Raw genomic sequence first — 14,298 nt, 5'->3', positions numbered from 1 at the left:
ACACCACAGTGTCACGCCTGGATCACCTGCCCGGCGGACACCGTCCGTCACAGGCGAACCACCCGCCGTCCCGCCGTCCCGCCGTCCCGCCGTCTCGGCGTCTCGGCGTCCACCCGGCCGCTCCAACCGTTTCATCCGCTTCATCCGCCGACCACCAGCCACGCCCTGCCGTACGCCCGCGTCGACAGGGTGACCAGCCGGGCCGTCATCCACAGCCCGAGCGCCAGCCAGAGCGCCACCAGGCCGCCGTCCCGCAGGTCCACCAGGAAAGCGGCGGGCAGGTAGGCGATCGTCGTCCACACCCCCGCCCAGGCGAGGTAGCGCCGGTCTCCGGCTCCGATCAGCACGCCGTCCAGCACGAACACCACCCCGGCGACGGGCTGCAGGGCGGCCACCACCCAGAGCAGGTCGAGCAACTCCGCGGAGACGACGGGGCCGGCGTCGAACAGCGCGGGTACGAACGGCCTGGCCAGCACGATGAGAAGGCCGAGCAGCACGCCCGAGCCGACCCCCCAGACGACCATCCTCCCGGTCGCGCCGCGAGCTCCCGCCACGTCGCCGGCGCCCAGCGCGCGGCCGGTGATCGCCTGCCCGGCGATGGCGATCGCGTCCAGGGCGAACGCCATCAGGGTCCAGATCCTGATGGCGACGGTGTGCGCCTCGATCTGCTGCTCTCCCATGCGGGTGGCCGCGGTGGTCGCGACGGCCAGCACCAGCTGAAGGCACGCCGTACGGATGATCAGAGCGATCCCGGCCGAGCCCGCCGCCCGCACGCCCGCCAGGTCGGGGCGGAACGGCGCGCGGTACCGGACGAGGATCAGCAGGAGATAGACGGCGGCGGCGAGCGACTGTGCCAGCACGGTGCCCCAGGCCGAGCCCGCGATCCCCCAGCCCAGTCCCAGGACGAACACGATGTTGAGCACGGCGTTCAGCGCGAAGGCCCCCACCGACACCAGCAGCGGGGTGGCGGTGTCCTGCATGCCGCGCAGCACGCCCGTGCCCGCGAGCACCAGCAGCATGGCGGGGACGCCGAGCAGGCTGATCCGCAGGTAGGTCACCGCCTGCCGGGCGAGCTCGCCCTCGGCGCCGAGCAGATGAACCAGCGTGGGTGCCAGGGGCCAGACGACCACGATGATCGCCAGTCCCACCCCGGCGGCCAGCCAGAGACCGTCCACCCCCTGCCGAAGCGCCCGTCCTGTCTCGCCCGCCCCGATCTGCCGCGCCACCGCCGCGGTCGTGCCGTACGCCAGGAACACGCACAGCCCCACGAGGAAGCTCAGCACCGTGCTCGCCACTCCCAGGGCGCCGAGCGCGGGGGCGGGCAGGCGGCCGACGACGACGGTGTCGGTCAGCAGGAACAGCGGTTCGGCCACCAGGGCGCCGAACGCGGGCAGCGCCAGCCGCAGGATCTGCCTGTCGTGGTCGCGACCGGATCCGCCTGACCGACCGGACCCATCTGACCGATCGGATTCGCCGGACCGGCCGGATCGACCGGGCCGGGACGGCTCGGATCGGCCGGATCGAGGAGTAAGAGGCACTTGTCCATTGTGCCTCTTACCTTCGGGTGGATCTTCAGTGGGATGAACCCGTCAGGGCGTGTCATCTGGGGCGACTTTCGGCGTGTCGTGCCAACTTTCTTTTCTCCACAGGCGGTGGATGACGTTTTCCCTGGTCACAGGGTTATCCACAGCTGTGGACAAGAGTTATCCACAGTACTGTCCCCAGGGTGCCCACACCTCTGGGGAAGAAGTGCACAGCTTATCCACACCTCTGTCGACAGGCCGCGTTGCCAGCCGGGCGCGGAGCCGCGAAACTGTCACCCCGATCGGCTACAAATAGAGATAACGTAACTGTGTTCGAAAGAGGGGGTGTGTGGTGAGCATCGCGGAGCCGCCGGTCTTCGAGCCGAGATTCGAGCGCACCCCGCCGAACAACATCGAGGCCGAGCAGTCGGTCCTGGGCGGCATGCTGCTGTCCAAGGACGCCATCGCCGACGTGGTCGAGATCCTGCGGTCCGACGACTTCTACCGTCCGGCCCACCAGATCATCTACGACATCATCACCGACCTCTACGGCCGCGGCGACCCCGCCGACGCCGTCACCATCCTCGACGAGCTGCAGAAGCGGGGCGAGGTCGCCAGGATCGGCGGCGGCGCCTATCTCCACACGCTGACCGCCGTCGTCCCGACCGCGGCCAACGCCGGTTACTACGCCAGGATCGTTCGCGAGCAGGCCATCCTCCGCCGCCTGATCGAGGCCGGCACCCGCATCGTCTCCTACGGGTACGGCGGTCAGGACGAGGAGGTCGACGACCTCGTCGACCGCGCCCAGGCGGAGATCTACAAGGTCACCGAGCGCCGCACCTCCGAGGACTACATCCCGCTGGCCGACATCATGCCGGGTGCCCTCGACGAGCTGGAGGCCATCGGCGGCCGGAGCGGCCAGATGGTCGGAGTCCCCACCGGCTTCCAGGACCTCGACTCCCTCACCAACGGCCTGCACCCCGGCCAGATGATCGTCGTGGCCGCCCGTCCCGCCATCGGCAAGTCGACTTTGGGGCTGGATTTCGCGAGGTCTGCCGCTATCAAGCACGGTATGACGACCGTGGTGTTCTCGCTGGAGATGTCGCGCAATGAGATCACGATGCGTCTGCTGTCGGCCGAGGCGCGGGTGGCGCTGCACGCCATGCGATCGGGCACGATGACCGACGACGACTGGGCCAAGCTGGCCCGGCGGATGGGCGAGGTGGCCGAGGCCCCGCTGTTCATCGACGACTCGCCCAACATGTCGATGATGGAGATCAGGGCCAAGTGCCGCCGCCTCAAGCAGCGCAACGACCTGCGGTTCGTCATCATCGACTACCTGCAGCTGATGTCCTCGCCGAAGAAGACCGAGAGCCGCCAGAACGAGGTCTCCGAGATCTCCCGGGCCATCAAGCTCCTCGCCAAGGAGCTGGAGGTCCCGGTGATCGCGATCTCCCAGCTCAACCGTGGCCCCGAGCAGCGAACGGACAAGAGGCCCATGGTCAGCGACCTGCGCGAGTCCGGAAGCATCGAGCAGGATGCCGACATGGTCATCCTTCTCCACCGGGAGGACGCCTACGAGCGCGAGTCGCCCAGGGCGGGTGAGGCCGACCTGATCGTGGCCAAGCACCGTAACGGCCCCACCGCCACGGTCACCGTGGCGTTCCAGGGTCACTACAGCCGTTTCGTCGACATGGCCCCTCACTAGACCTCGCGTGATGCGGGCCCTCGCTTCCCGCGGCCGAGCCACCGCCCGCGGTTCGGTGTGATCCACGAGTCTCGGCCGGAGCTCACCCGGCCACTGCACGGCCCGTCCTCCCGTTCTCCCGTTCTCGCTTCCTCCCTGTCCTCCCCGCCCTTGCCGTCCTCTCCGTCCTCGCTGTCCTCGCCGCGCTCGCCGGATCGGCGGGCCTGCGCCGCTCACATGGATGTTTGCCCGCCGGGGAGCGGGTAAGGGCTCGCTCGCGGGCAGAAGACTCGCAGGTAGACAGGTAGAAAAGGGGCGTCACGGTCCGAGGCCGGGGCCGCGGCGCGCCTGGAGGAGCGACACCGGCACGAGAAGCTCACCCGGAGCTCGACCCCTGATCGGGGAGATCCGGGACATGGAACGAGATCTGTGGATCACATCGAAGGAGAACACATGACATCGACATCGCGGCCGCCCGGCCACGAACCCGGCACGCCGCAGGGCATCAGCCCGCAGGGGGTGGAGGCCCGCAGCGAACTGGCCCGATGGATCAGCGGCGCCGACGTCTTCCCCGCCGACCGTGCCACCCTGCTGGCCCGGGCCGAGGAGCAGGGTGCGCCCGACGCGGTGCTCGAGGCGGTGCGGTCGCTGCCGGAGCGGACCTTCACCACCCTGGCGGAGGTGGCGCAGACCCTCGGCTACGGCAAGGAAGAGACGGGACAGGGCTGACAGGCCTGACAGGGCTGGGACCCGCGGGTGATCACGGTTTCTCGTACGGGTGGCCGTGATCACCCACGGCCCGATCATGAGGGGTGAGGGCATGAGTGCTGTTGCGGTGATCGTGGTGGACATGCTGAATCCCTACGACCACGAGGACGCCGACACCCTGGAGAAGAGTGTCGAGCAGATCGTGGAGCCCCTGGCGGGGCTGATGAGGCGCGCCCACCGGCATCGAGACGCCCGGCTGATAGTCGTCAACGACAACCACGGCGATTTCACCGCCACGACCGAGGACCTGCGGCGGCGCGCCCTGGAGGGCCGGCGTCCCGACCTGGTCGAGCCGGTGCTTCCCCCGGACGACTGCGCCTTCATGCCCAAGGTGCGCCACAGCGCGTTCTTCGGCACGCCACTGGAGTACCTGCTGCGCCGCGAGGAGATCGACACCGTCGTGCTCGCCGGCCAGGTCACCGAGCAGTGCGTGCTCTACAGCGCGCTGGACGCCTACGTGCGCGACTTCTCCGTCCGGGTGGCCTCCGACTGCGTGGCCCACATCCACCCCGACCTCGCCGAGGCGTCACTGCGGATGATGGAGCGCAACATGCGCGCCGATCTCCTGCCCGCCGACCGGTGCCTGGGATGACGGGCCGCGTCCACGCCGTCTCCCGTTGTCGATCACGATTTTTCTCACCATGCGTACGGCCGGGAGGTTAGCTCGGGAAAGACGAGGGCATCAGGGGCGTATGGTACGCGTGTTCGATAAGTCCATATATGACTGTATATGGCTATATCGGCACCGACGGTCGCGCCGTCACCGTGGCATGCACCTCCATCGGGTTGGGAGCGAATCAGCGGCGCGACCTCACGGCGAGACGCCCTTCCGGAAGATGAGACCGCCAAGTTTCTCCCCGAGTCCTTCACCCGAGCCTTTCGTCGCCATGGGAGATCGTGATGCAGCTTCCCACGCCCCGAGGTCCTCTCACCGCCGCCCTTTTCGAACGGCTGAGGCGCCCGCCGCACACCTTCGATCCGCCGCCGGTACCGGCCGGGGGGCCGGCCGTCGAGGATGAGGACCTCCAGCTGGCGCTCTTCGCCTGCTACGAACTGCACTACCAGGGCTTCGAGGAGGTGCGGCAGGAGTGGGAGTGGGAGCCGTCGCTGCTCGCGGCCAGGAAGGCGCTGGAGCGGCGATGGGAGGAGGGCCTCGCACGGGCCGTGCCGCGCCCGCCGAGCCCGCCACTCGCGCCGGGTGTGCCCATGCGGCGCGCCCTGGCCGAGCTGGTGGCCGACGACGAGGGTCCCCGCCTGTCGGCGTTCCTGGCCAGGCAGGCCGACCTGGAGCAGTTCCGCGAGTTCGTCGCGCACCGGTCGATCTACCACCTCAAGGAGGCCGACCCGCACACCTGGGCGATTCCCCGGCTGAGCGGCCGCCCCAAGGCCGCGCTGGTGGAGATCCAGGCCGACGAGTACGGCGGCGGGCGCGTCGAGCGGATGCATTCCGAGCTGTTCAGGGCCACGATGCGCGGGCTGGACATGGACGACTCCTACGGCGCCTACCTGGAGCGGGTCCCGGCGATCACGCTGGCGATCTCCAACGCCATGTCGCTGTTCGGGCTGCACCGGCGTCACCTCGGAGCGTTGCTGGGCCACCTGGCGGCGTTCGAGATGACCTCCTCGGCGCCCAACCACAGCTACTCCCTGGGCCTGCGCAGGCTGGGCGGGGATGAGACGGCGCGGCGTTTCTACGACGAGCACGTGCAGGCCGACGCCGTCCACGAGCAGGTGGCGGCGCACGACATGTGCGGCGGCTTCGTGGCGCAGCACCCCTCGCGGGCCGGTGACGTCCTGTACGGCGCGGCCTGCGCCCTGACCCTGGACCGGCTCTTCGCCGAGCACGTCATGGATCGCTGGTGCCGCGGTGTCTCCTCGCTGCGCGAGGCGCGCGAGGCGGACCTGATGGCGGGGACCCGGTGACAGGCCTGGACCTGGATCGGAAGACGGATCTCGACATGGACTACGTGCTGCCGCTGCGCTGGAACGACGACGCCGGGCTGGCGGAGCTGACCGCCTACCTGCGCCGGCTGCGCTCCAGCGTCCGTGTCATCGTCGTCGACGACTCCCCGGCCACGCTGTTCGCCCGGCACGCCGCCCGCTGGGACGGCCTCGCGCTGCACCTGCGGCCCGACGGCGACCTCGACTTCGCCAACGGCAAGGTCAACGGAGTGATCACCGGGCTGCGCCGGGCCCGTGCCGAACACGTGATCATCGCCGACGACGACGTCCGCTACGGCGAGAGCGAACTGGCCCGCCTCGACGCCCTGCTGGAAGGAGCCGACCTGGTCCGCCCGCAGAACCACTTCGACCCGATGCCGTGGCATGCTCGCTGGGACAGCGCCCGCACCCTGCTCAACCGCGGTTTCGGGGCCGACTACCCCGGTACGTTCGGGGTGCGCCGCTCGACCTTCCTGGCGATGGGCGGCTACGACGGGAACGTGATGTTCGAGAACCTCGAACTCATCCGCACCGTCCGCGCCCACGGCGGCCGCGAGGAGCGCCCCCTCGATCTCTACGTCCGCCGCCTGCCGCCCGATCCGCGCCACTTCTGGTCCCAGCGGGTGCGGCAGGCCTACGACGACCTCGCGCAACCGGCCCGCATGGCGTTCTTTCTCGCCATCGCGCCCGCGCTGGCCGCCGCGCTGCTGCGGCGGCGCCCGGGGCCGGTCCTGGCCGGTGCGGGGATGGCGATGGGCCTGGCCGAGCTCGGCCGCCGCCGCGCGGGCGGGCGGCGGGTCTTTCCCTTCACCACCACCCTGTTCGCCCCGGTGTGGCTGCTGGAGCGGGCCGTCTGCAGCTGGCCGGCCCTGGCGGCCCGGTTCCTGCGCGGCGGGATCTTCTACGCCGGGCGCCGGATACCGCTCGCCGCGCACTCGTCCCGCCGGCTCAGAACGCGAGCTCAGGCCACCGCGTCGGGCTCGCTCGCGGCCCGGAAACCGGACCGCTTGTGCGAGCCGTCGCAGAACGGCTTGGATGAGGACAGGCCGCAGCGGCACAACGCCACCGTCGCCCGGCCGGGATCGATGACGGTCCCGTCCTGAGTGAGCAGCGTGAACGGCCCCCGGATCAGCAGCGGCCCATCCTCACACGGGGTGATGCTGACCGAATCATCCATTTTTGGTGCCATATGAGGCCTTGTGCCCGACGCATCCGCGCAAAAACACCGATCGCCTCCCTCACGGAGTTCCTTCGACGGCTCGCCCAGGCTTCGTGCCGGGCCTCCTCGCAGCTCGGGTGAGCGTGTCCAGCGGGCCGGTCTCGGCGTCGAGGACGGCCCCGCCCGGCTCGCCGTGAAGCCGTCGCGGGCGGCGTACGGCTCGGGGCCGGAGCGGCGGACAGGAGAGCTCGCCGGGGGCGAGGCCCGGTCCGGATCCCGGCCTTTCTTCCTGAGGCCGGGACCCGGGCCGCGCAGCGGGCCGGCGGCGGGTCAGACGACCTCGGCCGCGGCGGGGAAGCGGTCCCAGACCCGGTGCCGCCCCAGCAGCCGGACGATCTCCTCCAGCACCGCCTCGCCGCCGTCGGCGACGAGCACGCCCGGTGCGGCGGTGTCGATTCCCGCGGCGGCGAGCGCCTGGCCGGCGTCTCCCCACCCGCCGAGCGGCTTGGCGTGGCGGAACGCCTCGCCGAGCATCAGCAGCACCCGCGGGTCGACGCCCGCGGTGGCGGGCACGCCGTTGCCGGCCTTGGCGTCCCGGGCGCCGTAGGCGTCCTTGCCCGGCGCGGGCGCACCGGCCAGCACCACGGCGTCGAACTCGACGGACCGGGCGGTGGCGAACGTGCGCTGCACGGGGACGGGGTCGTCGCCGCCCGCCCCGAGCAGGCCGCCCGCCGGAGCGACGACCAGCGGCACCATGCCGCCGTCCAGGACCGCCCGGCGGACGGCGCGGACCGCCTCCAGATCGCTGTTCTCGCCGGCGACGATGCCGATGACCCGGCCGGTGACGGGCCAGGTCCCCCCGAGCTGGGAGAGCGCGGGGCTGGGCTCTACCGACGGCAGCGGGCCCGCAGGCGCCGGAACCGGCAGGCCCAGCCCCTCGGCCACCTGCGCGCACAGGTAGGGGTCGATCTCGGCCAGCACCCGCAGGGTGCGTTCCTTGATCGGCTGCTCGTAGACCTTGCCGAGCTCGAAGGCGTACGCGGCGATGACGTGCTCGCGCTCCAGCGGGGTCAGGCTCAGCCAGAACCGGCGGGGCTGGCTGAAGTGGTCGGCGAACGACGCCGGAGCCTCACGCACCTTGCTCGCCGCGGGTACCTGTACGGGAGTCTCCCGGTAGCCGCCCTCCTGCTGCCCCGCGAAGAAGGGACAGCCCCCGTCCAGGGAGTTGGGCTTGTACGGGGCGACACCGGCGTGTACCGCCGTCTGGTGGAAGCCGTCACGCAGCATGTCGTTGACCGGGGCGTGCGTGCGGTTGATCGGGATCTGCCCGAAGTTGGGGCCTCCCAACCGGCTGATCTGGGTGTCCAGGTACGAGAACAGCCGCCCCGCGAGCAGCGGGTCGTCGGTGATGTCGATACCGGGCACCAGGTGACCGGGGTGGAAGGCGACCTGCTCGGTCTCGGCGAAGTAGTTGGTCGGGTTGGCGTTGAGGGTGAGCAGGCCGATCGGCTGGACCGGCGCCAGCTCCTCGGGCACGATCTTCGTGGCGTCCAGCAGGTCGATGCCCTCGAAGGTCTGCTCGGGGGTGTCGGGGAAGACCTGGATGCCCAGCTCCCACTGCGGGTAGGCGCCCGCCTCGATCGCGTCGGCCAGGTCACGGCGGTGGAAGTCCGGATCCGCGCCGTTGATCAGCTGCGCCTCCTCCCACACCAGCGAGTGCACCCCGGCCCTGGGCTTCCAGTGGAACTTCACCAGCGACGTCGCCCCTTCGGCGTCGACGAGCCGGAAGGTGTGGACGCCGAATCCCTCCATCGTCCGGTAGGAGCGGGGGATGCCGCGGTCGGACATGTTCCACAGCGTGTGGTGGGTGGCCTCGGTGTGCAGGGACACGAAGTCCCAGAACGTGTCGTGCGCGCTCTGGGCCTGGGGGATCTCCCGGTCCGGATGCGGCTTGGCCGCGTGGACGATGTCGGGGAACTTGATCGCGTCCTGGATGAAGAACACCGGGATGTTGTTGCCCACCAGGTCGAAGACGCCCTCACCGGTGTAGAACTTCGTCGCGAACCCCCGGGTGTCGCGCACCGTGTCGGCCGAGCCCCGTGATCCGAGCACGGTCGAGAACCGCACGAAGACCGGGGTCTCGACGTCCTTGGCGAGGAAGGCGGCCTTGGTCACCGTCGAGGCGGTGCCGTACGCGCGAAAGACGCCGTGCGCGGCGGCCCCGCGGGCGTGCACGACGCGCTCGGGGATGCGCTCGTGATCGAAATGCATGATCTTCTCGCGCAGGTGGTGGTCCTGCAGCAACACCGGACCCCGAGGGCCGGCCTTGAGCGAGTGGTCGGTGTCGGGCAGCCGTGCACCCTGAGCGGTCGTCAGGTACGCCCCGCCCTGCGCCCGCGCCTCCTTCGGCACGTCGGTGGGCCGCCCGGTCGGGGAGAACGCCTCCGGCCCGCTCTGGTCGGGCTTGGGGGGCAGGGGCGCCCGAGGCTCGGTCGGCTCCCGCAGCGACGGCGTCTCGCCACTCGGCCGGCCGGGGATCACTCCGGACGGCTCGCCGCCGGTCACCGCATCGGACACCGTGTCGGTCACCGCGTCGACGATCTTGCCGACCGTGTCCTTCACCGGGTGGGACTCTTGCATCGTTATCCCCCTAGATCGTGACGGCGACGAAGCACCCGCCGCCACCGAGAACCGAATCCGCCTGTGAGCAATGCGCGCTGACGACGCAGGTCAGAGCCCCCGCAGCCAGCAGCGCTACGCCCTACCCCGGTGTTCTCGTTTGAATCGATGGATCGGCCGGCGCCGGCCTCGTCACCGGGGCGAACGCGGATACGCCGGGCCCGGTGGACTCGACCGTGCCCGCGACGTCCCAGCCGAGGGTGAACGGCGGCGGGCCGAGCAGCGGGAAGAGGCCGGCGCGGACCGCTCCGTCGACCGGTTTGACCCCGGCGGCGCACGACGGCGCCCGCCGCCCGGAATCGTGTTCCGGGTGGCGGGCGCCGTCGTCTCCGGGGTCACGGGTGGCTCGTGGCCGCCGTGGATCCCCTCCGCGTCCGGACGCTCACAACCGCCGCGTGATCCCCGGACGTCGTTCTACCAGCCGCTGCCGGACCGGTAGAGCTGGCCGCGCACCGCGCCGCCGCCGAACTCGGTGGTGTGCAGGTTGGTGTACCAGTTCTTCGGGTTCTTCTTGATGCCCTGGGCGATGTCGGACTTCACCGACGCGGTGCCGGCGATGCCGGTGACGCCCTTGGGCAGGCCGTTCGTGTCGGCGAAGAAGTCGATCACGACATCGCCGTTCTTGCCCTGCTTGCCACGGTGGATGTGGCCGTTGGTGGGGGCGGCGAGCTTCTCCCAGATGGTGGCGTAGTAGACCTTCGAGCCCTTGATGCCGACGAGCCACTCGGCGCGACCGTTCGGGTCGCCGACCTTCTTGCCGGGGGCCGGGACCTCCTGGCGGCCGTCGGCGTTGGAGTGGTAGATGGGGTGCACGCCGCTGGCCAGCACGTTGGCCAGGTTGGTCGGGTGGATCCGGTGCATCTGGGCGCGCACCGCGCCACCCGGGAACTCGGCGGTGTGCAGGTTGAGGTACCAGTTCTTCGGGTTCTTCTTGATCCCGGACAGCAGGCCGCCGTCGTTGATCTTGACGCTGCCGAGGATGGCCTTGCTGCCACCGGGCAGGGCCTCCATGAAGAAGCCGACCTTCACGTCGCCGTTCTTACCGGCCTTGCCCTGGTGGATGTGGAACGCGGTGGGGGTGGCCGTCCCCTCCCACCGTACGGCGTAGGAGACCTCGTTGCCGCGGATGCGGACCACGGCGAGGGCCCTGCCGTTCTTGTCGCCGACGGCGGGACCGCCGCTGACCGGCACCTCGTTCTTCCCGATCAGGGTTCCCGCGAAGTAGGCGTCCGCTGTGCTCGCGGTATCGGACTGTGTGGCCGCGGCTGTGCCGGCCTGCGCGGCCGGGGCGAGGGCCGAGGAGAGCAGGGCCGCGGCGATGGCCACGCCGGAGACGGTGAGGGTGCGCTTGGACATCGTGAACCTCTCGTAGCTGTAAGGGGCTGCTGCGTTCTTCTGCCGGTTGTACGGCGCCACGGCTACATATGGTTCAATCTTCAAATACGTAAAAAAGCACACAAGGAAACGGCTCCGGAGAGGCGCTCCCGTTCCGGAAAAGGGCTAGGATGCCCCGCTCGGATCGTCCTGATCAGACCGTCCCGCTCGGACCGTCCCGCTCAGACCGTGACGGTGAGCAGCGTGTCGCCGCCGGTCGTGCGCACCTCGAAACGGTCTATCCCGGCCGGCCCCCAGGCGACCCCTCCGTGCACGTAGAGCGGTTCGGGAGAGCCGGGCACCCCGTAGCCCCGCTCGGGCACCGCCCATCCGGTGACCACGCGCCGCTCGCCGGTCCGGGAGACGGCGACCAGCTCGCACTCCAGCGGTCCCTTGACGCCCCTGAGCTCCAGGGCGGCGTGGGTGCCCCAGCCCTTCGTCTCCAGCACCAGGCCGCCGGTGACACCGGGGGCACCCGTGCCCGCGAGCGGCGTGCCGGACCGGTAGGCGTCCTCGGCGGGGCCGTGCGCGGAGTGTCCGACGGGGACGCTCCCGCCCTTCTCGCCGGAGATCGAGGTGCCCGCCGCGATCCCACCGGCGACCAGGGTGACGGCCGCGGCGGCGCCGATCACGAACGTGCCCCTGCGGGCGCGCCGGTCGGCCGCCTTGCGGCGGCGCAGCAGGTTGACCACCTCGGCGGGACCCCGGTCGCCGGTGTCGGCGTCGTCGCGCTCGTCTCCCAGGGGTCCGATGCCGGCGAGGGCGCCCGCCACCCCGGACAGCTCCTGAAGCTCGGCCGTGCAGGACGGGCACGCGGCCAGGTGGTTCGAGAAAGCCGTCCGGTCGGGCTCTTCGAGGATGCCCAGGGCGTACGCGCCCACGTCGGTGTGCTCCACCTGCGAGGTCATGCCGTCACCCCTCTCTCCTCAAGGGCGACGCGCAGCGCGCGGAGGGCGTAGTACGCCCTCGACTTCACCGTGCCCACCGGGATGCCGAGCGTCTCGGCGGCCTCGTTCACCGACCGGTCGCGCAGGACCGTCTCCTTGAGGATCTCGCGGTGGGCGGGAGACAGCGAGTCGAGCGCGTCCGACACGACGACCTGTCGCAAAAGATCTTCCATCTGATCGGGCATGGGCACACTCTCCAGTGGTCCCTCACCCGCCTCGTGGGGACGCGCGTCCTTACGGCGTTGGTCGTCAATCACGATATGTCTGGCGACCGTCGCCAGCCAAGGCATCAGGGACGACGCGTCGGCGTCGAATCGGTCCGCGCTGCGCCATGCCCGGACCATGGTCTCCTGCACCACGTCCTCGGCCCACTGCACGTCGCCGTGGGTGAGCCGTACGACGAAGGAGAGCAGCGGCCGGTGGTACACCCGGTACAGCTCCGCGACGATCAGCTCGTCGTCGGGGGCGTCGACCGGTCGCAGGTGGCGGGACCGGCTCCGCCGGTCACCGGGCCAGGAGGAGGCTTTCACGTCGAGGTTCTCTCCGGGAAAATCGGCCGGCGGGGAGGGGCAGGCGTCTTGCCGCGTCATCACGCGCGCCCCGCGGTTCGCGCAGGGGAGTCGTGACGGGTGCACGGTGCGGTATCGCCCGCCTCATCGTGGGCGCGGATGCCGGGCGGCGGTTCCGCGATCACGGCGGTGCCCGCTGGAGCGGGCCGCCGCAGGGCGTTCACGATCACGCTGTGCCCTCCGGGGGTCGGCCGCCGGACGATTTTCCGGTGTCGGCAGGCAGTACGGCGCCGGATCCCAGGAGGTTCAACGGATCGCGTGGATTTTCGATTATTAGCCGAACTAGCTTCTCACAAGAGGAAAAATCGGTTAATTCCCGGCAAAGGCATCTATTTGAACCGGTGAGTCACCATGACGTCTCCCGGCCGGACGCGGCGGGTACGGGGTGCGGGACCGGCCTTCGTACGGGGGCGCGACCGATCGTCGTGCGGGCCTTCCGGTACGAGGTGCGGCGCCGGTCGTCGTGGGGGTACGAGGTGCGGCGCCGGTCGTCGTGCGTATACGGGCGCGGCGCCGGTCATCGTGGGGGTACGAGGTGCGGCGCCGGTCGTCGTGCGGACATCAAGTGGCCGGTCTCGTGCGGCGTGCCGCTCGGGCCGCGGCACGCCGTGGGGGCGGGCCGCGGTGATGTCACAGGACCGGGCGGACGTGGGTGATGAGGCGGCCGCCGTCGAAGACGTGCATGGCGATCTGCGGCGGCAGGTCGTAGTCGACGGGGACCGGGGCGTCGAGTTCCTGGTTGAGCCGCAACGTGGAGACGACCCCCGGGGCGACCGACAGCGGCAGGCCCGCGAAGGTGGTGCTCGCCGCGGTGTGGGCGTGACCAGCGATGACGGCCACCACCTGCGGGTGCCGCCGCACGACCGCCTCCAGCCGCTCCGGGTTCCGCAGCCGGATCGAGTCCACGTACGGGGTGCCCAGCGACACCGGCGGGTGGTGCATGCCGACGATGACCGGGGTGTCCGGGGTCTCGGCGAGCACGCCGTTCAACCAGGTGACCGTCTCGTCCTCCAGGAAGCCCTCCGGCCGCCCGGGGACGCTGGAGTCGCACAGCACGACGGTGAGCCCGTCGAGCCTGAGGACCTGGTTGATCGGCCCGTCGCCGTCCTCGTCGACGTCGAGCAGCGCCTTGCGGAACGCCGAACGGACGTCGTGGTTACCCGGGCAGATGATCGTCGGATAGCGCGTGGTCAGGAGCTCGCGCGCGATCTCGTACTCCTCGATCAGGCCGTTGTCGGCGATGTCGCCGGTCACCATGACCGCGTCCAGGGGGCCGGGCAGGTTCTCCAGGTGCCGCATGACGGATCGGGTCCTGTCGATGCTGCGGGGGGAACCGTCGATGTGGACGTCACTTACGTGCGCCAGGATCAGCATCAATCAAGAGTGACATATCCGGCTTCCTGTCGCCGGGCATCCGGGACGGAGGGCAGGAACGCACCGGGTGGGGAAAGCCGGCGTGAGAGGGAGAGCCGGGCGGACCGGGAGGCGACCCGAGTCAGGTAGTGGTGTCGGCCGGCCGGGTGCACGCCGGGTCCGGGGTGGAGCCGAACGGAACAGGAGACGACCCGAGTCAGGCGGTGGCGCCGGGCGACCGGGTGCGTGCCGGATCCGGCGGTGGCGCCGGGCGGCCGGATGCGCGCCGGGTCCGGGG

The 14,298-nt window shown here is 70.6% G+C and carries 11 protein-coding genes and 1 pseudogene; 5 read left to right on the top strand and 7 right to left on the bottom strand.

Annotated elements, in window-relative coordinates:
- Positions 1-140: 140 nt before the first annotated feature.
- Positions 141-1,409 carry an MATE family efflux transporter gene (locus AB0G15_RS12305; RefSeq protein ID WP_362838164.1) on the bottom strand — a complete coding sequence of 423 codons (1,269 nt, stop codon included), beginning with the start codon at positions 1,407-1,409 and terminating at the stop codon, positions 141-143.
- A gap of 466 nt (positions 1,410-1,875) precedes the next feature.
- On the opposite strand from AB0G15_RS12305, the gene dnaB reads away from it, so the two are divergent.
- The 5 genes from dnaB (at position 1,876) to AB0G15_RS12280 (ending at position 7,022) form a co-directional block, all read left to right on the top strand.
- Positions 1,876-3,231 (top strand): replicative DNA helicase, encoded by a 1,356-nt coding sequence (gene dnaB / locus AB0G15_RS12300; RefSeq protein ID WP_344744206.1) that lies wholly within the window; start codon positions 1,876-1,878, stop codon positions 3,229-3,231.
- Positions 3,232-3,663: 432 nt separating this feature from the next.
- Entirely contained in the window at positions 3,664-3,939 is a 276-nt protein-coding gene (locus tag AB0G15_RS12295) for a DUF2795 domain-containing protein (RefSeq protein WP_362837990.1), read from the top strand.
- A gap of 91 nt (positions 3,940-4,030) precedes the next feature.
- Positions 4,031-4,570, top strand: a complete 540-nt coding sequence (locus AB0G15_RS12290) for an isochorismatase family cysteine hydrolase (RefSeq protein ID WP_362837987.1) — start codon at positions 4,031-4,033, stop codon at positions 4,568-4,570.
- Positions 4,571-4,878: 308 nt separating this feature from the next.
- Complete coding sequence (locus AB0G15_RS12285; RefSeq protein ID WP_362837984.1) at positions 4,879-5,901, top strand: iron-containing redox enzyme family protein; 1,023 nt, start codon at positions 4,879-4,881, stop codon at positions 5,899-5,901.
- Entirely contained in the window at positions 5,898-7,022 is a 1,125-nt protein-coding gene (locus tag AB0G15_RS12280) for a glycosyltransferase (protein ID WP_362837982.1), read from the top strand. The genes AB0G15_RS12285 and AB0G15_RS12280 overlap by 4 nt, the downstream gene beginning before the upstream one ends.
- Here AB0G15_RS12280 and AB0G15_RS12275 read toward each other — a convergent pair.
- The 6 genes and pseudogenes from AB0G15_RS12275 to AB0G15_RS12250 all read right to left on the bottom strand — a co-directional run.
- A pseudogene (locus AB0G15_RS12275) lies at positions 6,986-7,096 on the bottom strand (hypothetical protein); the annotation flags it as partial. The gene AB0G15_RS12280 and the pseudogene AB0G15_RS12275 overlap by 37 nt on opposite strands.
- 312 nt (positions 7,097-7,408) lie before the next feature.
- Positions 7,409-9,718 (bottom strand): catalase, encoded by a 2,310-nt coding sequence (locus AB0G15_RS12270; RefSeq protein WP_362837980.1) that lies wholly within the window; start codon positions 9,716-9,718, stop codon positions 7,409-7,411.
- Positions 9,719-10,171: 453 nt separating this feature from the next.
- Positions 10,172-11,113 (bottom strand): CHRD domain-containing protein, encoded by a 942-nt coding sequence (locus AB0G15_RS12265; RefSeq protein WP_362837978.1) that lies wholly within the window; start codon positions 11,111-11,113, stop codon positions 10,172-10,174.
- A gap of 200 nt (positions 11,114-11,313) precedes the next feature.
- On the bottom strand, positions 11,314-12,039 hold the full coding sequence (locus tag AB0G15_RS12260) for a zf-HC2 domain-containing protein (RefSeq protein ID WP_362837976.1): 726 nt from the start codon (positions 12,037-12,039) through the stop codon (positions 11,314-11,316).
- Complete coding sequence (locus AB0G15_RS12255) at positions 12,036-12,668, bottom strand: sigma-70 family RNA polymerase sigma factor (protein ID WP_362837973.1); 633 nt, start codon at positions 12,666-12,668, stop codon at positions 12,036-12,038. Before AB0G15_RS12255 ends, AB0G15_RS12260 begins: the two co-directional genes overlap by 4 nt.
- Before the next feature lie 609 nt (positions 12,669-13,277).
- The gene (locus tag AB0G15_RS12250; protein ID WP_362688101.1) at positions 13,278-14,021 is read right to left on the bottom strand and encodes a phosphodiesterase; all 744 of its coding nucleotides are present in this window, start codon (positions 14,019-14,021) and stop codon (positions 13,278-13,280) included.
- Positions 14,022-14,298 lie beyond the last annotated feature (277 nt).

The organism is Streptosporangium sp. NPDC023825, assembly GCF_040639575.1.
GTDB lineage: Bacteria > Actinomycetota > Actinomycetes > Streptosporangiales > Streptosporangiaceae > Streptosporangium.
This window is presented reverse-complemented; position numbering and strand designations above follow the sequence as displayed.